This is a genomic window from Streptomyces sp. NPDC006512 (assembly GCF_040611935.1).
Taxonomy (GTDB): domain Bacteria; phylum Actinomycetota; class Actinomycetes; order Streptomycetales; family Streptomycetaceae; genus Streptomyces.
On the sequence record NZ_JBEXPG010000050.1, the window covers coordinates 36,175 to 59,371 of the forward strand.

General features: G+C 72.4%; 18 protein-coding genes and 1 tRNA gene. 8 read left to right on the forward strand and 11 right to left on the reverse strand.

Features of this window, described 5'->3' with window-relative positions:
- Positions 1–124 precede the first annotated feature (124 nt).
- The 4 genes from hutI to hutU form a co-directional block, all read right to left on the reverse strand.
- Positions 125–1,303 carry an imidazolonepropionase gene (hutI, locus tag ABZZ17_RS29145; protein ID WP_356880245.1) on the reverse strand — a complete coding sequence of 393 codons (1,179 nt, stop codon included), beginning with the start codon at positions 1,301–1,303 and terminating at the stop codon, positions 125–127.
- Positions 1,304–1,422: 119 nt separating this feature from the next.
- Positions 1,423–2,763 (reverse strand): formimidoylglutamate deiminase, encoded by a 1,341-nt coding sequence (locus tag ABZZ17_RS29150; RefSeq protein WP_356880247.1) that lies wholly within the window; start codon positions 2,761–2,763, stop codon positions 1,423–1,425.
- Positions 2,760–3,950 carry an allantoate amidohydrolase gene (locus ABZZ17_RS29155; RefSeq protein ID WP_356880289.1) on the reverse strand — a complete coding sequence of 397 codons (1,191 nt, stop codon included), beginning with the start codon at positions 3,948–3,950 and terminating at the stop codon, positions 2,760–2,762. Before ABZZ17_RS29155 ends, ABZZ17_RS29150 begins: the two co-directional genes overlap by 4 nt.
- 65 nt (positions 3,951–4,015) lie before the next feature.
- Positions 4,016–5,680 (reverse strand): urocanate hydratase, encoded by a 1,665-nt coding sequence (gene hutU, locus ABZZ17_RS29160; protein ID WP_356880249.1) that lies wholly within the window; start codon positions 5,678–5,680, stop codon positions 4,016–4,018.
- A gap of 106 nt (positions 5,681–5,786) precedes the next feature.
- On the opposite strand from hutU, the gene ABZZ17_RS29165 reads away from it, so the two are divergent.
- On the forward strand, positions 5,787–7,187 hold the full coding sequence (locus ABZZ17_RS29165; protein ID WP_356880251.1) for a diaminopimelate decarboxylase: 1,401 nt from the start codon (positions 5,787–5,789) through the stop codon (positions 7,185–7,187).
- Positions 7,188–7,193: 6 nt separating this feature from the next.
- Here ABZZ17_RS29165 and ABZZ17_RS29170 read toward each other — a convergent pair whose 3' ends face one another.
- Positions 7,194–8,036 (reverse strand): MurR/RpiR family transcriptional regulator, encoded by an 843-nt coding sequence (locus ABZZ17_RS29170; protein ID WP_356880253.1) that lies wholly within the window; start codon positions 8,034–8,036, stop codon positions 7,194–7,196.
- A gap of 158 nt (positions 8,037–8,194) precedes the next feature.
- Here ABZZ17_RS29170 and ABZZ17_RS29175 point away from each other — a divergent pair, with 158 nt between their 5' ends.
- Entirely contained in the window at positions 8,195–8,590 is a 396-nt protein-coding gene (locus tag ABZZ17_RS29175; protein WP_356880255.1) for a hypothetical protein, read from the forward strand.
- 401 nt (positions 8,591–8,991) lie between these two features.
- Here the strand turns inward: ABZZ17_RS29175 and ABZZ17_RS29180 are convergent, their stop codons facing one another.
- Entirely contained in the window at positions 8,992–10,374 is a 1,383-nt protein-coding gene (locus ABZZ17_RS29180) for a cystathionine beta-synthase (protein WP_356880291.1), read from the reverse strand.
- A 134-nt stretch (positions 10,375–10,508) separates the two neighbouring features.
- Between ABZZ17_RS29180 and ABZZ17_RS29185 the strand changes: the two genes are divergently transcribed.
- The 3 genes from ABZZ17_RS29185 to ABZZ17_RS29195 all read left to right on the forward strand — a co-directional run bounded on the left by ABZZ17_RS29185 (position 10,509) and on the right by ABZZ17_RS29195 (position 14,177).
- A complete protein-coding gene (locus ABZZ17_RS29185) occupies positions 10,509–11,531 on the forward strand; it encodes an SGNH/GDSL hydrolase family protein (protein ID WP_356880257.1) in 1,023 nt (340 codons plus the stop codon).
- 165 nt (positions 11,532–11,696) lie between these two features.
- Positions 11,697–12,917, forward strand: coding sequence for an acetyl-CoA C-acetyltransferase (locus ABZZ17_RS29190; protein WP_356880259.1), 1,221 nt, complete (start codon positions 11,697–11,699; stop codon positions 12,915–12,917).
- Between the two features lie 453 nt (positions 12,918–13,370).
- Positions 13,371–14,177, forward strand: coding sequence for a hypothetical protein (locus ABZZ17_RS29195; RefSeq protein ID WP_356880293.1), 807 nt, complete (start codon positions 13,371–13,373; stop codon positions 14,175–14,177).
- On the opposite strand, the gene ABZZ17_RS29200 is transcribed toward ABZZ17_RS29195, so the two are convergent.
- Positions 14,161–14,511, reverse strand: coding sequence for a hypothetical protein (locus ABZZ17_RS29200; RefSeq protein ID WP_356880261.1), 351 nt, complete (start codon positions 14,509–14,511; stop codon positions 14,161–14,163). The two genes, ABZZ17_RS29195 and ABZZ17_RS29200, sit on opposite strands and share 17 nt — an antisense overlap.
- A 101-nt stretch (positions 14,512–14,612) precedes the next feature.
- On the opposite strand from ABZZ17_RS29200, the gene ABZZ17_RS29205 reads away from it, so the two are divergent.
- Positions 14,613–14,843, forward strand: coding sequence for a DUF4287 domain-containing protein (locus tag ABZZ17_RS29205; protein WP_356880263.1), 231 nt, complete (start codon positions 14,613–14,615; stop codon positions 14,841–14,843).
- 148 nt (positions 14,844–14,991) lie between these two features.
- On the opposite strand, the gene ABZZ17_RS29210 is transcribed toward ABZZ17_RS29205, so the two are convergent.
- Positions 14,992–15,846, reverse strand: a complete 855-nt coding sequence (locus ABZZ17_RS29210; protein WP_356880265.1) for a Bax inhibitor-1/YccA family protein — start codon at positions 15,844–15,846, stop codon at positions 14,992–14,994.
- Between the two features lie 135 nt (positions 15,847–15,981).
- Positions 15,982–16,063: transfer RNA gene (locus tag ABZZ17_RS29215), tRNA-Leu, on the reverse strand.
- A gap of 451 nt (positions 16,064–16,514) precedes the next feature.
- Between ABZZ17_RS29215 and ABZZ17_RS29220 the strand changes: the two genes are divergently transcribed.
- Together ABZZ17_RS29220 and ABZZ17_RS29225 are read left to right on the forward strand one after the other, a co-directional pair.
- Positions 16,515–17,279 (forward strand): ABC transporter ATP-binding protein, encoded by a 765-nt coding sequence (locus tag ABZZ17_RS29220; RefSeq protein ID WP_356880295.1) that lies wholly within the window; start codon positions 16,515–16,517, stop codon positions 17,277–17,279.
- 62 nt (positions 17,280–17,341) lie between these two features.
- Complete coding sequence (locus ABZZ17_RS29225) at positions 17,342–19,891, forward strand: FtsX-like permease family protein (protein WP_356880267.1); 2,550 nt, start codon at positions 17,342–17,344, stop codon at positions 19,889–19,891.
- An 84-nt stretch (positions 19,892–19,975) separates the two neighbouring features.
- On the opposite strand, the gene ABZZ17_RS29230 is transcribed toward ABZZ17_RS29225, so the two are convergent.
- A complete protein-coding gene (locus tag ABZZ17_RS29230; RefSeq protein ID WP_356880269.1) occupies positions 19,976–21,355 on the reverse strand; it encodes a cyclopropane-fatty-acyl-phospholipid synthase family protein in 1,380 nt (459 codons plus the stop codon).
- 168 nt (positions 21,356–21,523) lie between these two features.
- Positions 21,524–22,909, reverse strand: coding sequence for an NAD(P)/FAD-dependent oxidoreductase (locus tag ABZZ17_RS29235; protein ID WP_356880271.1), 1,386 nt, complete (start codon positions 22,907–22,909; stop codon positions 21,524–21,526).
- Positions 22,910–23,197 lie beyond the last annotated feature (288 nt).

Consider the following 23,197-nt stretch of genomic DNA (forward strand, 5'->3'; position numbering starts at 1 on the left):
GGTACGCCCGGGGCCTTACGGAGGGAAGACAAAGGACGGTCCGGATCGGCAGCCTTTCGGCCGTACTGTTTTCGGCCGGTTCGGGCCGGTTGTGCGGTGCTCCGGGCGGCCGCGCGGGCCGCGGTCAGGCCGCGCGGACCCCGCGCTGCCACACGGCGGAGACGAGCGGGACGCCCGGCCGGTAGGCGAGGTGGACGTGGCTGGGGGCGTCGAGGAGGGCCAGGTCGGCGCGGGCGCCGGGGGTGAGCGTCCCGAGGTCGCCGCGGCGCAGGGCGCGGGCCCCTCCGGCGGTGGCCGACCACAGGGCCTCGTCGGGGGTCATGCCCATGTCCCGGACGGCGAGGGCGATGCAGAACGGCATGGAACTGGTGTAGGAGGAGCCGGGGTTGCAGTCCGTGGACAGGGCGACGGTGGCGCCCGCGTCGAGGAGCCGCCGGGCGTCGGGCCACTGCGCGCGGGTGGAGAACTCGGCGCCGGGCAGCAGGGTGGCCACGGTCGTGGCGGCCGCCTGGGCGAGGGCGTCGACGTCCGCGTCGGTGAGGTGGGTGCAGTGGTCGGCGGAGGCCGCTTCGAGCTCCACGGCGAGCTGTACGCCGGGGCCGTGGGAGAGCTGGTTGGCGTGGATGCGCGGGATGAGTCCGGCGGCGGCGCCCGCGGTGAGGATGGCGCGGGCCTGGTCCCCGTCGAAGGCCCCCTTCTCGCAGAAGACGTCGACCCAGCGGGCGTACGGTGCGCAGGCGGCCAGCATCTCGCCGGTGACGAGGTCGACGTAGGCGGCCGGGTCGGCGGCGTAGTCCGGGGAGACGATGTGCGCGCCGAGGTAGGTGACCTCCTCGGTGTGCGCGGCGGCGATGCGCAGGGCGCGGGCCTCGTCGGCGACGGTGAGGCCGTAGCCGGACTTGGTCTCGAAGGTGGTGGTGCCCTGCCGGCGGGCCTCGTGGAGGTGGCGCAGCAGGTTGGCTTCGAGTTCGGCGTCGGTGGCGGCGCGGGTGGCGGCGACCGTGGTGCGGATGCCGCCGGCGGAGTAGGAGCGGCCGGACATGCGGGCGTTGAACTCGGCGGTGCGGTCGCCGGCGAAGACGAGGTGCGAGTGGGAGTCGACGAAGCCGGGGATGACGGCGCGGCCCTGCGCGTCGAAGGCCCCGTCCGCGGCCGGGGCCCCGGCGGCCGGGCCGACCCAGGCGACGCTCTCGCCGTCGATGACGACCGCCGCGTCCCGGATCAGGCCGAGGGGGCTCCCGTCGCCGAGGGCGGGGTCGTTGGTGACGAGACTGCCGATGTTGGTGATGCAGGTGGTGGTCATGGGGGTTCCTCTCAGAGGGTTCGTTCCCCCGGCCCGCCCTGCCGCCGTTTCCTGGGGCTCCGCCCCGGACCCGGGCGGGGCCCGGGTCCGGACTGGGGTGGGGGAAGGGGCCGCCGCGGTCAGGCGCGCAGGGCCGCGATGGACTCGGACAGGGCGGACGCGACGTCCCCGACCAGGGTGTGGTGGCCGTCGCGGACGATGTGGCGGCCGCCGACCACCGTGTGGCGCACGTCCGACGCGGTGGCGGCGAACACGGCCGTCTCGGCGCCGAGCCGGGGCAGCGCGCCCGACGTGCGGACGGAGTCCAGGGCGATCGTGGTGAAGTCCGCGAGCGCACCCGCCTCCAGGCGGCCGGCGCCCGGGAGCCCGAGGGCGGCGTGGCCGCCCTCGGTGGCGGCCGTGAGCAGGGCGTTCGCCGTCCAGTGGCCCCGGGTGCGGCTGCGCAGGCGCTCGTTGAGCTCCATCGCGCGGGCCTCCTCCAGCAGGTCGATCACCGCGTGGCTGTCGCTGCCGAGGGACAGCGGGCTGCCCGCGTGCTGGAGGAGGGTGGCCGGGCCGATGCCGTCCGCGAGGTCGCGTTCGGTGGTGGGGCACATGCAGGTGCCGGTGGTGGTGCCGCCGAGCAGGGCGATGTCGGTGTCGGTGAGGTGCGTGTTGTGGACGCCGGTGGTGCGCGGGCCCAGCACGCCGTGGTCGGCGAGGAGCTGGGTCGGGGTGCGTCCGTGGGCGGCCAGGCAGGCCTCGTTCTCGGCGGTCTGCTCCGAGAGGTGGACGTGCAGCGGTGCCTGTCGTTCCTCGGCCCAGCGGGCGACGGTGGCCAGCTGGTCGGCGGGGACGGCGCGCACCGAGTGGATCGCGGCGCCGATCAGCGCGTGGTCGCGGCCCTTGAGGGCGCCGGCCCGCTCCGCCCAGGCGTCGGCGGTGCCGTCGGAGAAGCGCAGCTGGTGCGGGTTCGGGGCCTCGCCGAAGCCGGCCGACAGGTAGGCCGTGTCGAGGAGGGTGATCCGGATCCCGGCGTCGGCGGCCGCCTCGACGAGGGCTTCGCCCATGGCGTTGGGGTCGGCGTAGGGGGTGCCGCCGGGGGCGTGGTGGACGTAGTGGAACTCGCCGACGTTGGTGATGCCGGCCAGGGCCATCTCGGCGTACACGGCGCGCGCGAGCGCGTGGTAGGTGTCCGGGGTGAGGTTCTGGGCGACCTTGTACATGACGTCGCGCCAGGTCCAGAAGGTGCCGGAGCCGACCTGGACGGTGGAGCGCAGGGCCCGGTGGAAGGCGTGGGAGTGCGCGTTGGCCAGGCCCGGGAGGGTCAGCCCGCGCAGCACCTCGGCGCCCGGCGGCGGGGTGTCCGTGCCGGTGCGCAGGGCGGCGATCCGGCCGTCCCGCGCCTCCAGGGCGACGCCCGGCTCGACGTGGGTGCCGAGCCAGGCGTGTTCCAGCCAGTACGTCTTGTGCGCAGTCACCTGCACGCGAGTCCTTCCAGTACGTCGGCGAGGGCGAGGACTCCGGCCACGCAGTCGTCCTCGGCGGCGAACTCCTTCGGGGAGTGGGAGACGCCGGTGGGGTTCCGCACGAACAGCATCGCGGTCGGGACGGCGGCGGAGAGGATTCCGGCGTCGTGTCCCGCGCCGGTGCCCAGGACGGGGACGGATCCGCCGAGGATGCGGTTCATCTCGTCGCGCAGGGCGTGTTCGAACTCGACGACCGGGGTGAAGGACTCCTGGACCACGCGCAGGTCGATGCCGTCCTGGTCGGCGCGTTCGCGGGCGGCCTTCTCGATGCCGGTGACGACCGTGTCGAGGGTGCTCTGGTCGGCGGCCCGGGAGTCGAGCCAGCCGCGCACCAGGGACGGGATGGCGTTGACCCCGTTGGGCTCGACCGCGATCTTCCCGAAGGTGGCGACGGCCCCGGCGAGGGCGGCTTCCTGGCGGGCGGCCAGTACGGTCGCCGCGTACGTGAGCATCGGGTCGCGGCGGTCGACCAGGCGGGTGGTGCCCGCGTGGTTGGCCTCGCCGTGGAAGTCGAAGCGCCAGCGGCCGTGGGGCCAGATCGCGGAGGCGATGCCGACGCGGTCGCCGGACAGGTCGAGGGCGCGGCCCTGTTCGACGTGCAGTTCGACGAAGGCGCCGATCCGGGCGAGGCGTTCGGGGTCGGCGCCGATCGTCTCCGGGTCGTACCCGGCCTGCTCCATGGCCTCGGGCAGGCTGATGCCGTCCGCGTCGCGGAGCTCGTACGCCTTCTCCCTGGTCAGCTGTCCGGCGGCGAGCCGGGAGCCGACGCAGGCGAGGCCGAAGCGGGCGCCTTCCTCGTCGCCGAAGTTGGTGATGGCCAGCGGCCGGGTGAAGCGGACGCCGCGGGACCGGAGTTCGTCGAGGGCCGCGAAGGAGGAGACCACGCCGAGCGGGCCGTCGAAGGCCCCGCCGTCGGGGACGGAGTCCAGGTGGGAGCCGGTGACGACGGCGTCGCCCGCGAGGGGGTCGCCGAGCCAGGCCCACTGGTTGCCGTTGCGGTCGGTCTCGTACGTCAGACCGCGCGCCTGGGCCTGTTCCTGGAACCAGGTGCGGCAGTCGGCGTCGGCGCCGGTCCAGGCGTACCGGCGGTAGCCGCCGGAGTCGGCGTGGCGGCCGATGGGGGCGAGGTCGGCCCACATGGTGTGGAAACCGGCCCCCCCGGCCCCCGGGGTCTCGCCCCGGGGGCCGGGGAAGGAACCGTGGCTCACGCGGAGTCACCCTCCCGCATCGGGACGCGGACGCCGCGCTCGTCGGACACCGTCTCGGCGATGTCGTAGCCGGCGTCGACGTGGCGGATGACGCCCATTCCGGGGTCGTTGGTGAGGACGCGGCGGATCTTCTCGCCGGCGAGCGGGGTGCCGTCGGCGACGGTGACCTGGCCGGCGTGGATGGAGCGGCCCATGCCGACGCCGCCGCCGTGGTGGATGGACACCCAGGAGGCGCCGGAGGCGACGTTGACCATGGCGTTGAGCAGCGGCCAGTCGGCGATGGCGTCGGAGCCGTCGAGCATGGCCTCGGTCTCCCGGTAGGGGGAGGCCACCGAGCCGCAGTCGAGGTGGTCGCGGCCGATGGCCAGGGGCGCGGCGAGGGTGCCGTCGGCGACCATCTCGTTGAAGCGCTCGCCCGCCTTGTCGCGCTCGCCGTAGCCGAGCCAGCAGATGCGCGCGGGCAGGCCCTGGAAGTGGACCCGCTCGCCCGCCATCTTGATCCAGCGGTGCAGGGACTCGTTCTCCGGGAACAGCTCCAGCATCGCCTTGTCGGTCTTGTGGATGTCCGAGGCCTCGCCGGACAGGGCCGCCCAGCGGAAGGGGCCCTTGCCCTCGCAGAACAGGGGGCGGATGTAGGCGGGGACGAAGCCGGGGAAGGCGAAGGCGCGGTCGTAGCCGGCCAGCTGGGCCTCGCCGCGGATGGAGTTGCCGTAGTCGAAGACCTCGGCGCCGGCGTCCATGAAGCCGACCATGGCCTCGACGTGCCGGGCCATGGACTCGCGGGCCCGGGTGGTGAAGCCCGCCGGGTCCTTGGCCGCGAGGTCGGCCATGTCGTCGAAGGCGACGCCGACGGGGAGGTAGGCGAGCGGGTCGTGGGCGCTCGTCTGGTCGGTGACGATGTCGACGGGCGCGCCCTCGGCGAGCATCTGCGGGAGCAGCTCGGCGGCGTTGCCGAGGAGGCCGATGGACAGCGGCTTGCGGGCGTCGCGGGCCTCGACGGCCAGCTGGAGGGCGTGGCGGAGGTCGTCCGCCTTCACGTCGAGGTAGCGGTGCTCGATGCGGCGCTCGATCGCGCGCGGGTCGACGTCGATGCAGATGGCGACGCCGTCGTTCATCGTCACGGCCAGCGGCTGGGCGCCGCCCATGCCGCCGAGGCCGGCGGTGAGGGTGATGGTGCCCGCGAGGGTGCCGCCGAACTTCTTCGCGGCGACGGCCGCGAAGGTCTCGTAGGTGCCCTGGAGGATGCCCTGGGTGCCGATGTAGATCCACGAACCGGCCGTCATCTGCCCGTACATGGTCAGGCCGAGGTGCTCCAGGCGGCGGAACTCCTCCCAGTTGGCCCAGTCGCCGACCAGGTTGGAGTTCGCGAGCAGGACGCGCGGCGCCCACTCGTGGGTCTGCATCACGCCGACCGGGCGGCCGGACTGGACGAGCATCGTCTCGTCCTGCTTGAGGGTCCGCAGCGTGCGCACCATCGCGTCGTACGAGCGCCAGTCGCGCGCGGCCTTGCCGGTGCCGCCGTAGACGACCAGCTTGTCGGGGTGCTCGGCGACCTCGGGGTCGAGGTTGTTCTGCAGCATCCGCAGGGCGGCCTCCTGCTGCCATCCCAGGGTGCTGAGCTCGGTGCCTCGCGCTGCCCGTACGGGGCGGGGTCCTGACATGGCGGGTGCCTCCTGACGGTGTTGGTCAATCCATTCACATCCTCGCCGCATGAATAGATCCAGTCAACAGCTGCGGGCGGTCCCGCCGGATGATGGGATGGCGGGCATGGCTCCCGAGACGCACACGGCGACCCCTTCCGCAGACGAGCCCGACGAGCCCCAGGAGCCCCAGGAGCCCTTCAGGGCCCACGAGGCCTCCGCGCTGCGCGACCGGGCCGTACGGGCCGCGGTCGGCGCGGGACTGCTGGACCGCGAGCCGCTGGTGTGCCTGCTGGACGTGGCCGGCATCCGGGCCTCCGCCGCCGCCCTGACCGGCGCGTTCGCGGCCGCCGTGGCGCCCGGTACGCCCGTCCTGCACGCCTTCGCGGTGAAGGCCGCCCCCCTGGTCCCGGTACTGCGGCTGCTGCGCGACGCCGGGATCGGCTGCGAGGTGGCCAGCCCCGGCGAGCTGGCGCTGGCCCGCGCGGCCGGGGTCCGGCCCGCGGACACCGTCCTGGACTCCCCCGCCAAGACGGAGGCCGAACTGCGCGAGGCGCTGGCCCTGGGCATCGCCGTCAACGCCGACAACCGGCAGGAACTGGAGCGCCTGGACGCGCTGGCGGCCACGGCCGGTGCCCTTCCCCCGGTCGGACTGCGGATCAACCCGCAGACGGGCGCGGGAGCCATCGACGCCCTGTCGACGGCCACCGCCACCTCCAAGTTCGGCTTCCCGCTGCGCGATCCGGGAGCCCGGGCCTGGCTGGTGCGGGCCTGCGCGGACCGGCCCTGGGTGACCCGGCTGCACACCCACTCCGGGTCGCAGGGCCTGCCGCTGCCGCTGATCGCGCGCGGGGTGCGGGAGGTGCACGCGCTGGCCGAGGAGGTCAACGCGGCGGTGGGGCGGCGGCAGATCGACACCCTCGACATCGGCGGCGGCCTGCCGGTGAACTTCGCCTCCGACGAGCACGCCCCGACGTACGCCGCGTACGTGGCGGCCCTGCGGGAGGCCGTCCCGGCGCTGTTCGACGGCTCGTACGGGCTGGTCACGGAGTTCGGGCGGTCACTGCTGGCCAAGCACGGCCTGGTGCTGGCCCGGGTCGAGTACACGAAGACGAGCGGCGGCCGCCCGATCGCCGTCACGCACGCGGGCGTCCAGCTGGCCACCCGCACGGTGTACGCCCCGGCGTCCTGGCCGCTGCGGATCCTGCCGTACGACGCGAAGGGCGCCCCGAAGTCCGGCCCGCCGCTCGCCCAGGACATCGCGGGCCCGGCCTGCTTCGCGGGGGACGTCCTGGCCACGGCCCGGGAGCTGCCGGAACTGGCCCCGGGCGACCTGATCGGCGTCCCGGACACGGGCGCGTACTTCTTCACCGCGCACTACGGCTACAACAGCCTGCCGCGCCCGGCCGTCCACGGCTTCGCGTCCGGCCCCGACGGCGGGATCCGCTTCTCGGTGGCCCGGCCGGCGCAGTCCCTGGCGGAGATCACCGCGGAGGCGGGCGCCGGCCACCGGGACGCGCTCCTGTAGCGGCCGTCACTCCACGAAGAGGCCGCGGGCCGCGGCCCGGGTGTCGAAGGCCTCCAGTCGGGCCTGCGCGTCGGGCAGGGCGTCGGCCATGGCCTCCAGCAGCACCCGGCCGAGGAGCATCGGCGCGCAGGCGGTGTCGAAGGCCAGTCCGGTGCCGACGGGCGCGGGGATCAGCAGGTCCGAGTGCCGGGCGACGGGCGCGAAGGCCGAGTCGGCGACGGTGACGACGGTCAGACCGGCGGCCCGCGCGTGGTCCAGGGCCTCGACCACCTCGCGGGGGTGGCGGGGCAGCGCGAAGCACAGCAGAGCCGAGGCGCCGGCCGTGGCGGCCGCGTCGATGCGGTCGGCGAGCATGGAGCCGCCCTCGTCGAGGAGCCGTACGTCGGGGTGCACCTTGGCGGCGAAGTACGCGAAGCCGCGGGCCTGCGAGGACGCCGCCCGCAGCCCGAGCACCGGCAGCGGCGCGGACGCGGCGAGCAGCCGGCCGGCCTCCTCGACGGGCGCGGGGTCGGCGAGCATCGCGGCGAGCCGCCGCAGGTTCTCGATCTCGCCCTGGACGGCCTGCTGGTACTCGTTGTACGAGTCCTCCCGCGGGGCGGGTTCCTGCCCGGCGGGGGCGACCTCGCGCAGGTGGCGGCGCAGGGCCGGGTAGCCGTCGAAGCCGAGGGCCACCGCGAACCGGGTCACGGACGGCTGGCTCACTCCGGCCAGTTCGGCGAGTTCCACGCTGGACAGGAACGGCACCTCCGCCGCCCCGCGCACCATGCAGTGGGCGATCCGCCGTTGGGTCGGCGTCAGCCGGTGCCCCTCGAACAGCTTCTGCAGCCGTGCGGCCGGGCTGTCGCTCATCGCCGTCCCCTCCGTCCCGTCCCCGGTGAGATATTCAGTCACGGTGCACTCTGCATGTGGTTATGCAGCTCGGCAAGCCGCGCCCGCGATCCGGACCCGGAGCGGATACGGGGGATAGCCCCAGTGCCCGGCGCCGCGGCGGTTCCTACGGTGGGGGAATGACAGAGCACTCCCCCCAGGCCGAAGAGCTGAAGAAGGAACTCGGCGCCGCCCTCGATGCCCGGCGGGAGCTCGGGCCGGAGTACGAGGCGGCGCTCGTGGAGTCGTTCGTGGAGAAGGTCGACACGCAGGTCCGGCGCCGGCTCGCGGAGGAACGCCTGCTCGCGGCCCGCGGCGGCGTCCCCGATCCGGCGGCCACGGCCGTCGGGAACTTCGGGGAACGCTTCGGCTTCGCGGTCATCACCCTCGTCCTCGCGATCCCCCTGTCGGCGATCGCCGCGACGCAGGCCCACCTGAGCGGCCTCCTCGTCGCCTGGGCGGGCATCCTGGGCGTGAACTTCGTCCACGCGTCGAAACGCCCCCTGGGGCGCCGCGAGAAGAGCCCCCTGGACTGACTCCGACCGGTCGGCCGCGAGCGCCCGGAGGCGGCGGGACCCGGAAAAGGATATGGCGGGGACCGCCGCACCCCCGGTTGCCCGGGGGGCGGGACGACGGCGGTCCCCGCGAGGGACACGGGCCGGGTCAGGGCCGGCCGCGTCCTTGGCGTCCGCGTGGTCCGGGAGCCGCTCCGGAGGCGCGCAGACGCCGTTCGTGACGCCGGCGGGAGATTCGTCCGGTTTCCCGGTCCTTCCTGCCGACGACACCCACTGTGCCGAACGCGTGTTAAGCGGGTGCTGCCGTGACGTGTCGGGCCCGTACCGTTTGCGCGACCTGCCGGAAACCGGCCGGAAACGGGCCGGCCCGGCGGGCGGGGGCACGTGGCCCCGGTCCGCCGGGCCGGCCGGTCGCCGTGGGGCTACTTGGAGCCCTTGGCGAGGAACGCGAGGAGGTCCTGGCGGCTGACGACGCCGGTGGGCTTGCCCTCGACGAGCACGATCGCCGCGTCGGCCTCGCCGAGCACCGCCATCAGCTCGGAGACGGGTTCGCCGGAGCCGACCTGCGGCAGCGGGGAGCTCATGTGCTTCTCCAGCGGGTCGCCGAGGGAGGCCCGCTGGGCGAAGAGCGCCGCGAGGAGCTCCTTCTCGACGACGGAGCCGATGACCTCGGCGGCCATGACGTCGGGGTGGCCGGCGCCGGGCTTGACGATCGGCATCTGGGAGACGCCGTACTCGCGCAGCACCTCGATGGCCTGCCCGACGGTCTCCTCCGGGTGCATGTGGACGAGGGAGGGGATGCCGCCCTCCTTGTCGTTGAGCACGTCGCCGATGCGCGCGGCCGGGCCCGCCTCCTCCAGGAAGCCGTGCCCCGCCATCCACTCGTCGCTGAAGATCTTGCTGAGGTAGCCGCGGCCGCTGTCGGGCAGCAGGACGACGACGACGTCGTCCGGGCCCAGGCCCTCGGCGGCGCGCAGCGCGGCGACGACGGCCATGCCGCAGGAACCGCCGACGAGGAGACCCTCCTCCTTGGCGAGGCGGCGGGTCATCTGGAAGGAGTCCTTGTCGGACACCGCGATGATCTCGTCGGTCACGTTCGGGTCGTAGGCGGTGGGCCAGAAGTCCTCGCCGACGCCCTCGACGAGGTACGGGCGGCCGGACCCGCCGGAGTAGACCGAGCCCTCGGGGTCGGCGCCGATGACCTTGACCTTCCCGCCGCTGACCTCCTTGAGGTAGTTGCCGGTGCCGGAAATCGTGCCGCCGGTGCCGACGCCCGCGACGAAGTGGGTGATCTTCCCGTCCGTCTGGTCCCACAGCTCGGGGCCGGTGGTCTCGTAGTGCGAACGGGGGTTGTTCGGGTTGCTGTACTGGTCGGGCTTCCAGGCGCCGGGCTCGCGCGCGAGGCGGTCCGAGACGTTGTAGTACGAGTCCGGGTGCTCGGGGTCGACGGCGGTCGGGCAGACCACGACCTCGGCGCCGTACGCGCGCATCACGTTGATCTTGTCCGCGGACACCTTGTCAGGGCAGACGAAGATGCACTTGTAGCCCTTCTGCTGGGCCACGATGGCGAGTCCTACGCCGGTGTTCCCGCTGGTCGGCTCCACGATGGTGCCGCCGGGCTTGAGGGCACCGCTCTGCTCGGCGGCCTCGATCATCCGGACGGCGATCCGGTCCTTCACGGATCCACCGGGGTTGAAGTACTCGACCTTCGCAAGGACGGTGGCCTGCAGGCCTTCGGTCACACGGTTGAGCTTCACCAGCGGGGTGTTGCCGACGAGGCTGATCATCGAGTCGTGGAATTGCACCATGTTCTCCAAGGAGGGGACTCCACGGGTTCTCCGGGAGGTCCGGCCAGAGTATGCGGAAAGGGATTGGCCGACCTGCACTACGGGGCAGGTAGGTCATCGGGACCAGACAGCAGAGCGAGGTGGCTTGAAGGGTGTCCAGGGCGAGGACGGCCCGCCGGATCGCGGCGGGCGCGGCGTACGGCGGGGGCGGGCTGGGGCTCGTCGGGGTCGCCGCGGTGGGTCTGGTGCTGGCGGAGGTCCAGTTCGCGAAGCGGACCGTGGGTACGGGTCTGCCGGATCCGCCGCGGGCGGACGGCCTGTACGGGAGCGAGTTCGGCGGGCCCGAGCTGAGCCCCGGGCCGCTGCGGATGGGCATGCTGGGCGACTCCACGGCGGCCGGCCTGGGGGTGCGGCGGGCCCGCCAGACTCCGGGGGCGCTGCTGGCGTCGGGGCTGGCCGCGGTGGCGGAGCGGCCGGTGGAGCTGCGGAACGTGGCGCTGTCCGGGGCGATGTCGGACGACCTGGACCGGCAGGTGGGACTGCTGCTGGACGGGGACGCGCCGCCGCCGGACGTGTGCGTGATCATGATCGGGGCGAACGACGTGACGCGGCGGATGCCGCCGACGCAGTCGGTGCGGCTGCTGACGGCGGCGGTGCGCAGGCTGCGGCTGGCGGGCTCCGAGGTCGTCGTGGGGACCTGCCCGGACCTGGGCACGATCGAGCCGGTCTACCAGCCGCTGCGCTGGATGGCCCGGCGGGTGTCGCGGCAGCTGGCGGCGGCGCAGACGATCGGGGTGCTGGCCCTGGGGGCCCGCACGATCTCGATGGGCGACCTGCTGGGGCCGGAGTTCGCGGCGAACCCGCGGGAGATGTTCGGGCCCGACTCCTACCACCCGTCGGCGGAGGGGTACGCGACCGCCGCGATGGCCATACTGCCGACACTGTGCGCGGCGCTGGGCCTGTGGCCGGAGTCCGACCGGCTGGACGTGTCGCGGGACGAGGACATGCTGCCGGTCGCGAAGGCGGCGTCCGCGGCGGCGGGCGAGGCCGGTACGGAGGTCACGCCGGCCCGCGGTCCGTGGGCGCTGCTCAAGCACCGGCGCAGACGCCGGGTCGCGGGCGAGGAGCTCCCGCCGGCCGCGTCCCCGCCGGCCCCGGTCTCGGAAACGGCCTGACCCCGCGGAGGGGGTGCGGGAGGGCGCCGGGGCGTCCCGGGGGCGGTGTCCTCGGCTCCGGGACCTGCGGAGCGACCCGCATCACATGCCGTGGCCCGTGACCTCGACCGTACGGGGCGGTAACTTCGCATGCGGTCCCGCAACGACGCACCCCTTGGAGTCCCGATGCCCGAAGCCGTCATCGTTTCCACCGCCCGCTCTCCCATCGGGCGCGCCGGCAAGGGGTCGCTCAAGGACGTCCGCCCGGACGACCTGACCGCGCAGATCATCCAGGCCGCGCTCGCCAAGGTGCCCGGGCTGGACCCGCGCGAGATCGACGACCTGATGCTGGGCTGCGGCCTCCCGGGCGGCGAGCAGGGCCACAACCTGGGCCGCATCGTGGCCGTGCAGATGGGCATGGACCACCTGCCGGGCCTCACCGTCACCCGCTACTGTTCCTCGTCCCTCCAGACCTCCCGGATGGCCCTGCACGCCATCAAGGCGGGCGAGGGCGACGTCTTCATCTCCGCGGGCGTCGAGACCGTCTCCCGGTTCGTGAACGGCTCCTCGGACGGCATGCCGGGCACCCACAACCCGTTCTTCGCCGACGCGGAGGCCCGTACGGCCGAGGTCGCGCAGAGCACGGGCGCCTCCTGGCACGACCCGCGCGAGGACGGCCTGGTGCCGGACGCGTACATCTCGATGGGCCAGACCGCCGAGAACCTGGCCCGCCTGAAGGGCGTGACCCGCCAGGACATGGACGAGTTCGGCGTCCGCTCCCAGAACCTGGCCGAGGAAGCCATCAAGAACGGCTTCTGGGCCCGCGAGATCACCCCGGTCACCACCCCGGACGGCACGGTCGTCTCCGCGGACGACGGCCCGCGCGCCGGCGTCACGCTGGAGGGCGTTCAGGGCTTGAAGCCGGTCTTCCGTCCGGACGGGCTGATCACGGCCGCCAACTGCTGCCCGCTGAACGACGGCGCCGCCGCGCTCGTCATCATGAGCGACACGAAGGCACGGGACCTGGGCCTGACCCCGCTCGCGCGGATCGTCTCCACGGGCGTCACCGGCCTCTCCCCCGAGATCATGGGCCTGGGCCCGGTCGAGGCGTCCAAGCAGGCCCTGAAGCGGGCCGGCCTGACCGTCGGCGACATCGACCTGTTCGAGATCAACGAGGCCTTCGCCGCCCAGGTCATCCCGTCCTACCGGGACCTGGAGATCCCGCTGGACAAGCTGAACGTCAACGGCGGGGCCATCGCCGTCGGTCACCCGTTCGGGATGACCGGTGCGCGCATCACCGGAACCCTGATCAACAGCCTCCAGTTCCACGACAAGCAGTTCGGCCTGGAGACGATGTGCGTGGGCGGCGGCCAGGGCATGGCCATGGTCATCGAGCGCCTGAGCTGAGCCGTAGCGGAGGGTAGGGGCCGCCCCGAGGCACGAGGGACGGCACCTGCCCGCAGCGGTGGCGAAGCCAGGCGCGACCACAAGATCGGAGCGCCTCAGCTGAGCCGTAGCGGAGGGTGATGGTTTGGTTGCGCCCGACCTGGGCGTGACCCCCTCCCACCAGCGATCAAGCCGGAACCCCTGACGCCGCAAGGGATCCTCTAGATCGATGCGCTGTACTGACATGAAATCTAACCCCGTCGCGGCCGAGCTGTGACCGAATCTCCCCCAGGATGTGACCTTTGTCCTGGGGGATCGGCATTTGCCCAGGTCAGACGCCATCCCCCTGGCGGCCCAAGGACGAAAGACCTGTCCAATTCATGACGTAATGCACTGCACGCCATTCCCAGCAGAGGACAAGCTGATGTAGGAAGTCGGGGGATCGAATCAATCAGGAGTTAGTCAGTGAGCGCCATGTCTCTTGCCCTGCTGCTGACCACGGCCGCTGCCACGGCCGTGGGCGCTGCTGCGCTGCACGCCGTACACGGACTGCGCAAGCAGGTCACCGCCCTGCGCGGTGAGCTGGCGATGCCGGCCGTCCGTGCGCGCGCCGCGGCCGTCCCGCACGCCCGCCACGCCGTGGAGTCCCCCGCCGCGGAGATACGAGCCGCCGTCGCCGAAGCCCTCGCCGAGGAGCGGGAGCGGGAGCTGGCCGAGGCGCGGGCCTTCTGGGCCGCGCAGGAGGCCCGTGACGCCGCCGACGCCCCCTCGCTGCTGGGCGGGCTGCCCGGGCTCGGCGAGGACAGCCCGGTCTTCCTGCCCCGGCAGGCGGACCTGGTGGGGCTGGAGCCGGTGCTCGGCGACGACCTCGCCGACGAGTACCCGGAGGATTCGGCCGAACTGGCCGCCGCCCGCCGGCGCCACCCCTCGCACCCCGACTTCGTGCCGGTCCAGTCGCACCACGGCGCCGACCACGAGCGCACGGTGAACCGGCTGGAGGAGCTCGCGGAGGCCCGTACGGCCCTCGCGGACGTCCGCCCCGGCCCGCTGGGCACGCTGGACGTGTACGTCTTCACGGACGGCACGACGCTGTGCATGACCCCGGGGCACCGGGAGACGGCGGAGCGCCTCTCCGAGGCCCTGCGGGCGGGCACCGCGCCGGTCCTGCTGGGCGGCTCGGGCATCTCCGGCGCCTACGCGCTGACCTTCTCCTGCGGGGACGCCGAGGACCCGGACAGCAACGTCTACATCCTCGCGGACCGCGTCATCGCATCGCTCTGACTTCCGCCCGCTCCACCAGCGCCACGGCCTCGTCCAGCAGCACGGACGGGGCCGTTCCCGTGTCCGGGCCCGCCGCGCGGGCGCGCAGCGCCTCGGCGAGGTCCAGGCCCGTCACCGACAGCTGGTCCCCCACGACGAAGATCCCCGCGTCCGGCACCACGCGCTCCGGAGCCGCCCCTGCGGGCTCCTCCAGCCGCTGTGCCCGTACGGCGAGCTCCCGGGCCAGGGCCAGCCCCTCGGCCGCCGCGCCGCGCTGGAGGCGGCTCTGCGGGGCGGCCCGCAGGCGGTCGGCGAATCGTTCCACGGCTGCGGTCAGGGGTGAGGTATCGAGCACCCGGCCGACCTTACGCGCCGCTCCGGCGCCATTGCCAACAGGCGAACTCTCCGGCACGGTGACGTGAAGAGAACAGCACGGCGATACCTCCGGAGGCGCCCATGTCCGTAGAGTTCTCCGAACAGACCCACCGCAACATGATCGACAGAATTCCCCAGACCACCGGTCGTGAGCTGTCCGACTGGCTCCGCGCCGTCGACGAGGGTCCGTCCCTCCTCCGGTTCGAGGAGAAGGTCAGCTGGCTGCTCGGCGCGCACGACCTGTCACACGGCCAGGCCAAGGCGATCATCCACGAGTACGACCTGCGCAGAGCCGCCCGCCGGTTCGGCTGAGCCCTCACCCCCGGCCCCGACTCCCTGTCCGTTCTGACGCTGTCCGTTCTGACGCTGTCCGTTCCGGAACGCGGGAAGGCCCCGCGAGCAGTGTGCTCGCGGGGCCTTCCCCGTGCTGTGGTGCCGTGGGTGCCGTGAGGCGGTCCGGCTAGTCGTCGCCCGAGAGGATCTGGAAGATGCGGAGCATCTCGATGTAGATCCACACCAGGGTCGTGGTGAGGCCGAAGGCGGCCAGCCAGGCCTCGTCGCGCGGGGCGCCGTAGGCCACGCCGTCCTCGACCTGCTTGAAGTCGAGGGCGAGGAAGCAGGCGCCGAGGATGATGCCGACGACGCCGAACAGGATGCCCAGGGGGCCGCTGCGGAAGCCGAGGCCGTCGCCGCCCGCGAAGAGCGAGACCAGCAGGTTGGCCAGCATCAGCAGCATGAAGCCGACGGCCGCGGCCATCACGAAGCCGGTGAAGCGGCGGGTGACGCGGATCCAGCGCATCTTGTAGGCGAAGAGGACGCCCGCGAAGACGCACATCGTGCCCATGACGGCCTGGATGACCACACCGGCACCGAAGTACGTGCTGGTGGCCGAGCTGATCACACCGAGGAAGACGCCCTCGAAGGCCGCGTAGGCGAGGATGACCGCCGGCGAGGCCTTGCGCTTGAAGGACTGGATCATCGCGAAGACGAACGCGACGAGCATCGCGCCGATGCCGATGGCGTACGACGCGTTGATGTTCTCCGGGTCGACCGGAAGGAAGATCCAGGCGAGCGTCGCCGTGACGATCAGGGTGCCGAGCGTCATGGCCGTACGGCTCACGACGTCGTCCATGGTCATGGCGTTGCTGTTGACCGGCGCCGCCGGCATCCCCGTGGTGGGGTCGGTGGCGTACGGATTCGTCGCGTACGGGTTGGTCGCGGTCCCGGCCTGCGCGTGCTGCGCCTCGAAGCCCGCGTAGCCGCCGTTGTCGCGGCTGAACCCCCGTCGCGAGAAGACCGGGTTACTGCTCCTCATCTCACTCCTCCATGGCCACCGTGCGCAGCCTTGCGTCAAGAGTAATGCGCTCGCAAAGAAAGCACCCTACTGCTGGAGGAGGATCTTAGGAGAAGGCGCGGTGGGGCGCAGAGGATAAACGGAACGCCTGCTGAGTGCCCGGAGCCGGACTTGAACCGGCACGGCCCGAGGGCCAGCGAGGTTTAAGCTCGCCGTGTCTGCATTCCACCATCCGGGCAAGGCGCCGCGGGCCCCCGTGGAAAAGCCTTGAACGCTGACGCGAGCCTATCCGTAACACCCTCCGCCCCAGACGGCCGTCTATCCGATGTTGTCTGATTTTATTGGCGATTGAGTGGGCGTCAGGGCCGATAAGTCACGGTGGGCACCGCTCCTGGGGACACCGGTCGCAGGACCGGGATTGACGTAATTTCGCCGCCGCCCCGCCGCCGCCCCGCCACCCCCTCCGCCACCCCGGGCCACCCCGGCCGCCACCCCGGTCCGCGCGGCGGCGGCCGGGGCCGCCCGGGGCCGGTGTCATACCAAAGGAGGAGGCGGGCGGACGCCCGGTCAGACTCCAGTGGGCCTGCGAACGGGCACCGCGGCTGATCCGGAACCCGTAGGGGCGCCGTGAGGATGGGAAGCGTCCCGCAGTTCGCAGTCCGCCCGACAGGAGTCCCCCCTTGACCGCCATGAACTACGCCCCGCACACCATCCAGGCCGTGGCCGCCCGCGCCACGCAGCTGTCCAAGGTGTACGGCCAGGGCGAGACCCAGGTGGTCGCGCTGGACAACGTCTCCGTCGACTTCGCCCAGGGCCAGTTCACCGCGATCATGGGCCCCTCCGGCTCGGGCAAGTCCACCCTGATGCACTGCGTCGCCGGGCTGGACACCTTCTCCTCCGGCTCGGTCCGCATCGGCGAGACCGAGCTCGGCACCCTCAAGGACAAGCAGCTGACCCAGCTGCGCCGGGACAAGATCGGCTTCATCTTCCAGGCCTTCAACCTGCTGCCGACCCTGACGGCCCTGGAGAACATCACGCTGCCCATGGACATCGCGGGCCGCAAGCCCGACCAGCAGTGGCTGGACACCGTGATCGCGATGGTCGGCCTCTCCGAGCGGCTCTCCCACCGCCCGACCCAGCTCTCCGGCGGCCAGCAGCAGCGCGTGGCCGTGGCCCGCGCCCTGGCCTCCCGCCCCGAGATCATCTTCGGTGACGAGCCGACCGGAAACCTCGACTCGCGCTCCGGCGCCGAGGTCCTCGGCTTCCTGCGCAACTCGGTGCGCGAGCTCGGCCAGACCGTCGTCATGGTCACCCACGACCCGGTCGCCGCCTCCTACGCCGACCGCGTCATCTTCCTCGCCGACGGCCGGATCGTCGACGAGATGGCGCAGCCCACCGCCGACGGCGTGCTCGACCGGATGAAGGCCTTCGACGCCAAGGGCCGCACCAGCTGACCGGGGACTCCCCGAGCCACGAAGCCCTCCTCCAGACTTCCAGCCCCAGGACTGAGATCCCCATGTTCCGTACCGCCCTGCGCAACGTCCTCGCGCACAAGGCCAGGCTGCTGATGACGGTCCTCGCCGTCACCCTCGGCGTCGCCTTCGTCTCCGGCACCCTCGTCTTCACCGACACCCTCAGCAAGTCCCTGTCCGGCCAGTCGGCCAAGAGCTACGACGGCGTCGCCGTCTCCGTCACCTCGTACGGCCAGGGCCGCAACGAGGAGGGCCAGAAGGAGGGCGACCCCGGCATCAGCCGGCAGACCCTCGACAAGGTCAGGGGAGTCAAGGGCGTCGACGCCGTCTCCGGCCGCGTGTCCGGCTTCGCCGGCGTCGGCGACGAGGACGGCAAGCTGATCGGTTCGGGCTGGGCCAACAAGGGCTCCAACTTCGCCCCCGCCAAGGACGGCAAGGACCCCCGCTACGACTTCACCGCCGGCGCCGCACCGGCCAAGGACGACCAGATCGCCCTCGACAAGGAGACCGCCGCCAAGGGCAAGTACAAGGTCGGCGACAAGGTCCGCGTCGCCACCAACGGCCCGGTCCGCGAGTTCGTCCTCACCGGCGTCTTCACCACCGAGGACGGCTCCGTCAACGCCGGCGGCAGCCTGGTGCTCTTCGACACCGAGGTCGCCCAGCGGCTGTACCTCCAGCCCGGCTTCTACGACGAGCTGTCGATCAGCGCCCAGGCCGGCACCTCCGCCGACCAGCTCCTCGCCGACGTCAAGCCCCTCCTCGGCGCCAAGAACGTCACCGCCCAGACCGGCGCCGCCCTCGCCGCCGAGCAGGCCGAGAACATCAAGAAGCAGATGAGCGGCATGAGCACCATGCTGCTCGCCTTCGCCGGCATCTCCCTCTTCGTCGGCGTCTTCCTGATCTACAACACCTTCACCATGCTGGTCACCCAGCGGACCAAGGAACTGGCCCTGCTGCGCGCCGTCGGCGCCAACCGCGGCCAGGTCATGCGCTCGGTGCTCGCCGAGGCCCTGGTCGTCGGCGCCCTCTCGGCCGCCATCGGCCTGGTCAGCGGCATCGGCCTGGCGACCGGCATGCGGTCCCTGATGGACTCGTTCGGCGCCAAGATCCCCGGCGGCGACCTCGTGATCGCCCCGGGCACCATCGTCGCGGCCCTGGTCATCGGCGTCCTCGTCACCACCCTCGCCGCCCTGCTGCCCGCCTGGCGCACCGGCCGCATCGCCCCGGTCGCCGCCATGGGCAGCGCCCACCTGCCGGCCAGCGCCAAGTCGCTGGTCCTGCGCAACGTGCTCGGCTGCGTCATCAGCGCCGTCGGCATCGGCGTGGTCTTCCTCGGCGTGTCCATGGGCAGCGACGGCCGCATGGTCATCGGCGGCGGAGCGTTCTTCATGCTCCTCGGCATGATCGTGCTGCTGCCCCTGCTCTCCAAGCCGGTCATCGCGGCCGTCCGCCCGGCGCTGCAGAAGGTCTTCGGCGTCCCCGGCAAGCTGGCCGCGCAGAACGCCGTGCGCAACCCGCGCCGCACCGCCGTCACCGCCGCCTCGCTCGCCATCGGCCTGACCCTCGTCACCACCATGTCGGTGCTCGGCATCACCATGGGCAAGGCCGTGGACCGGATGAGCACGGACAAGCTCAAGGCGGACTACAAGGTCACCATGTCCGGCGGCATCGGCAGCCTGGACAAGACCGTCGCCGAGACCCTGGCCAAGGCCCCCGGCGTCACGGCCGTCTCCCCGCAGGCGGAGGGCTACTTCAAGGTCGGCGAGAGCTTCCGGTCGGCCTCCGGCGTCAACCCGGCCACCATCGGCCGGCTGCTGAACATCAAGGTCCTCAGCGGTTCGCTGGACAGCCTGGCCCGGGGCGAGGTCGCGGTCGCCGAGAGCACCGCGAAGAACCAGAAGCTGACCGCCGGCTCCACGTTCGACGTCAAGTTCGACGACGGCCAGAAGGGCGCCCTGAAGGTCGGCGCGGTCTACGAGGACCTCGAAGGCCTGCTCTCCCCGTACGTCCTCGACAACAAGATCCTGGCCCAGCACAACGAGGACCAGTACATCCGCGAGGTGTACGTCAGCACCGCCGGCGGGGAGTCCAAGGCGAACCAGCAGGCCGTCGTCGACGCCCTCGGCAAGAACCCGGCGATGACGGTCGCCACCCAGCAGGACATGCGCAACGAGATGGGCGGCATCGTCAACACGGCGCTGAACATCATGTACGGCCTGCTCGGCATGGCGCTGATCATCTCGGTGCTCGGCGTGGTCAACACCCTGGCGATGTCCGTCTTCGAGCGGACCCAGGAGATCGGGATGCTGCGGGCGATCGGCCTCGACCGGAGCCGGGTCAAGAACATGATCCGCCTGGAGGCCGTGGTGATCTCCCTCTTCGGCGCGGTCCTCGGCGTGGCCATCGGCGTCTTCCTCGCCTGGGCCGTCGGCACCACGCTCACGAAGGCGGTCCCGAACTACGAACTGGTCCTCCCCTACGACCGGATCGGCATCTTCCTCCTGCTGGCCGCGGTGGTCGGCGTCCTGGCCGCCATGTGGCCGGCCCGCAGCGCCGCCCGGCTGAACATGCTGACCGCGATCAAGACCGAGTAGCCCGCCGGACGGCGGCAGGGACACGGAAGGGCCCCGGGGCGTTCGCCCCGGGGCCCTTCCCGTCGTCCGCCGCCCGCGGCGGGGCTACGCCCCCCAGGTACGGGTGCGCAGCGGCAGTTCCGAGGCGCCGCCCGGGTGCGGCCGGACCGCGAGGACCTGGTTCACGCCGAGGCGGGCGTGCTCGAAGCCGAGCGCGGAGGCCGCCATGTACAGCAGCCAGACGCGGGCCCGGCCGGGCGAGGTCAGCCGTACGGCCTCGCCCCAGTGCTCCTCCAGCCGGGCCACCCAGGCCCGCAGGGTGAGCGCGTAGTGCTCGCGCAGCGATTCCACGTCGCGGACCTCGAACCCGGCCCGCTCCAGCTCGCCGACGGTGGTGCCCAGCGGGGAGAGCTCCCCGTCGGGGAAGACGTAGGCGTCTATGAACTCGTCGATCCGGTACGCCTCTTCGTCGGGCTCCGGGGGCCGGGCGATCTGGTGGTTCAGGAGCCGGCCGCCGGGGGCCAGCAGGGCGTGCAGGGTGCGGGCGTATTCGCGGTAGCGGTCGGCGCCGACGTGCTCGGCCATGCCGATCGAGGAGATCGCCCCGTACGGGCCGTCCTTGACGTCCCGGTAGTCCTGGACCCGGATCTCGACCCGGTCGGTCAGGCCCTCCTCCGCGACGCGCTTGCGGGCGTACGCGGCCTGCTCCGTGGAGAGGGTGATGCCGGTGACCCGGACGCCGTACTCGCGGGCCGCGTGCAGGGCCATGGAGCCCCATCCGCAGCCCACGTCGAGGAGCCGGGTGCCGGGGGTGAGGCCGAGCTTGCGGCAGACGAGGTCGAGCTTGGCGCGCTGGGCGTCCTCCAGGGTGCCGCCCGGGGTCCAGTAGGCGCACGAATAGACCATCGAGGGCCCGAGGACGTGCTCGTAGAACTCGTTGCCGACGTCGTAGTGGTGGCTGATGGCCTGCCGGTCGCGGCCCTTGGTGTGGGCCTGTCCGCCGCCGCGCACGGCCTCCTCGGCGGGCGGCGCGGGCGCGGGCCACGGGCGGGCCATGGTCACGAGTTCCCGTACGGCGGCCCGTGCGGCCGGGTCGCGGAGTAACGCGGCCGTGTCGACGGCGCCGGAGGCCCGCGCGGGCAGGAACGGGCGCAGGGCGGCGAGCTTGGCGAGCCCCGTGGGCGGTGTCGGGGCGGGCGGGGCGGCCGGGGCGGGCTCCCGCTCCCAGAGCAGGCCCCCCACCCGGTCGAGCAGTTCGAAGAGGTCGCCCTCGACGGTCAGGTCACCGGCGACCCAGGCGCGGGCCAGGCCCAGTTCGCCCGGCTTCCACAGCATGCGGCGCAGGGCGCGCCGGTGCGCCAGGACCAGGGTGGGGCCGGTGGCGGGGCCGGCTTCGCTTCCGTCCCAGGCCCGTATGCGGACGGGCAGGGGGGCGCCCAGCAAGGTTTCGGCAAGAGCGGCCAGCCGCGGCGCGGCGTCGGTCATCGTAGGCACCTCCAGAAGTTCCGACCGAACGGCCTACCCACTTCGGCGGCGCGTCAATCAGGGGAGGTACCGGCGGGTACGCCGAAGGGGCCGCCCGCACCACGGATGGCGGGCGGCCCCTTCGGGGACGTACGGGTCGTGCTCAGGTTCCTGCCGGGCTGCGCCGGGTCAGGAGGCCTTGGCCTTCTCGGCCGGTGCGGCGGCGGCCGCGGGGGCCGGCGCCGGCTTGGCGGCCTCGTAGAACTCCTCGCGCGGGGTTTCGAGGGCTCCGAGGGAGACCACCTCGCGCTTGAGGAACATGCCGAGGGTCCAGTCGGCGAAGACGCGGATCTTGCGGTTCCAGGTCGGCATGGCCATGCCGTGGTAGCCACGGTGCATGTACCAGGCGAGCCGGCCCTTGAGCTTGATCTTCATCTTGCCCATGACGATCATCGCGACGCCCTTGTGGAGGCCGAGACCCGCCACCGCGCCCTTGTTGGAGTGCGCGTACTCCTTCTGCGGGAAGCCCCGCATGCCGGAGATCACGTTGTCGCCGAGGACCTTGGCCTGGCGCAGCGCGTGCTGGGCGTTCGGCGGGCACCAGGCGTTCTCCACGCCGGCCTTGCGGGCGGCGACGTCCGGAACCTGGGCGTTGTCGCCCGCGGTCCAGATGTAGTCCGTGCCCTTGACCTGGAGGGTCGGCTCGGCGTCGACGTGGCCGCGCGGGCCCAGCGGGAGGCCGTAGCGGGCCAGCGCCGGGTTCGGCTTGACGCCGGCGGTCCACACGATGGTGTTGGAGTCGACCTCCAGGCCGTTCTTCAGCACCACGTGGCCGTCCACGCAGGAGTCCATGGAGGTGTTGAGGTAGATCTCGATGCCGCGCGACTCGAGGTGCTCCTTGCCCCAGGTGCCGAGCTTGGGCCCGACCTCGGGGAGGATCTTGTCGGCCGCGTCGACCAGGACGAAGCGCATGTCCTCGCGCTTGATCGTGGCGTAGTACTTCGCGGCGTCGCGGGCCATGTCCTCGACCTCACCGATGGTCTCCGCACCGGCGAAGCCGCCGCCGACGAAGACGAAGGTGAGGGCCTTGCGGCGGACGTTCTCGTCCGTCGTGGACTCGGCCTTGTCGAGCTGTTCGAGTACGTGGTTGCGCAGGCCGATGCCCTCTTCGACGCCCTTCATGCCGATGCCCTGTTCGGCCAGGCCGGGGATCGGGAAGGTGCGGGAGACGGCGCCGAGCGCGATCACCAGGTAGTCGAAAGGCAGCTCGTACGCCTCGCCGACCAGCGGCGTGACGACGGCGACCTTGCGGTCCTGGTCGATGGTCGTGACCCGGCCGGTGAGAACCTCTGCCTTGGGCAGCACGCGTCGCAGCGGGACGACGACGTGCCGAGGCGAGATGCTGCCTGCGGCCACTTCGGGGAGGAAGGGCTGGTAGGTCATGTACGAGCGCGGGTCGACGACCGTGACGGTCGCCTCGCCGTAACGCATCTTCTTCATGATGCGCTTGGCTGCGTACAGGCCTACGTACCCACCTCCTACAACGAGGATCCTGGGACGCTCCGTGGTGCTCATGAGAATGAGTATCCAGCACCCCAAGGGGTGACGCTCGTGAGCCCCTTCACAAGGTGCCATCGGACCTCTGCTACACTGCGCCACCCACGTGACCCAGATCATGGCGTCGAACGGGAACCAGGGTGTACCGGAAATCGTTGTTCACCCGTCCTGAACTGGCCTCCAGGCCTTCATCCGGACCAGACCACCGGGTTCGTGGATACCTACCGAGGGCCTCCCCCGGTGTCCACACTTCGCACGAACTCCCGTGTGAACCCCGCCCGCCGCCCCCGAAGGGGCCTCATCGGG

Excerpts from the sequence above, each read along its gene's own strand:
- ABZZ17_RS29155 (WP_356880289.1), bottom strand. The coding sequence starts at position 3,950 with ATGTGGGCCGACCTCGCCCCCATCGGCCGCCACGCCGACTCCGGCGGC.
- ABZZ17_RS29235 (WP_356880271.1), bottom strand. The coding sequence starts at position 22,909 with ATGAGCACCACGGAGCGTCCCAGGATCCTCGTTGTAGGAGGTGGGTAC.
- ABZZ17_RS29225 (WP_356880267.1), top strand. The coding sequence starts at position 17,342 with ATGTTCCGTACCGCCCTGCGCAACGTCCTCGCGCACAAGGCCAGGCTG.
- ABZZ17_RS29230 (WP_356880269.1), bottom strand. The coding sequence starts at position 21,355 with ATGACCGACGCCGCGCCGCGGCTGGCCGCTCTTGCCGAAACCTTGCTG.
- hutI (WP_356880245.1), bottom strand. The coding sequence starts at position 1,303 with ATGACCACCACCTGCATCACCAACATCGGCAGTCTCGTCACCAACGAC.
- ABZZ17_RS29175 (WP_356880255.1), top strand. The coding sequence starts at position 8,195 with ATGACAGAGCACTCCCCCCAGGCCGAAGAGCTGAAGAAGGAACTCGGC.
- ABZZ17_RS29190 (WP_356880259.1), top strand. The coding sequence starts at position 11,697 with ATGCCCGAAGCCGTCATCGTTTCCACCGCCCGCTCTCCCATCGGGCGC.
- ABZZ17_RS29210 (WP_356880265.1), bottom strand. The coding sequence starts at position 15,846 with ATGAGGAGCAGTAACCCGGTCTTCTCGCGACGGGGGTTCAGCCGCGAC.
- ABZZ17_RS29205 (WP_356880263.1), top strand. The coding sequence starts at position 14,613 with ATGTCCGTAGAGTTCTCCGAACAGACCCACCGCAACATGATCGACAGA.
- ABZZ17_RS29220 (WP_356880295.1), top strand. The coding sequence starts at position 16,515 with ATGAACTACGCCCCGCACACCATCCAGGCCGTGGCCGCCCGCGCCACG.
- hutU (WP_356880249.1), bottom strand. The coding sequence starts at position 5,680 with ATGTCAGGACCCCGCCCCGTACGGGCAGCGCGAGGCACCGAGCTCAGC.
- ABZZ17_RS29170 (WP_356880253.1), bottom strand. The coding sequence starts at position 8,036 with ATGAGCGACAGCCCGGCCGCACGGCTGCAGAAGCTGTTCGAGGGGCAC.
- ABZZ17_RS29165 (WP_356880251.1), top strand. The coding sequence starts at position 5,787 with ATGGCTCCCGAGACGCACACGGCGACCCCTTCCGCAGACGAGCCCGAC.
- ABZZ17_RS29195 (WP_356880293.1), top strand. The coding sequence starts at position 13,371 with ATGTCTCTTGCCCTGCTGCTGACCACGGCCGCTGCCACGGCCGTGGGC.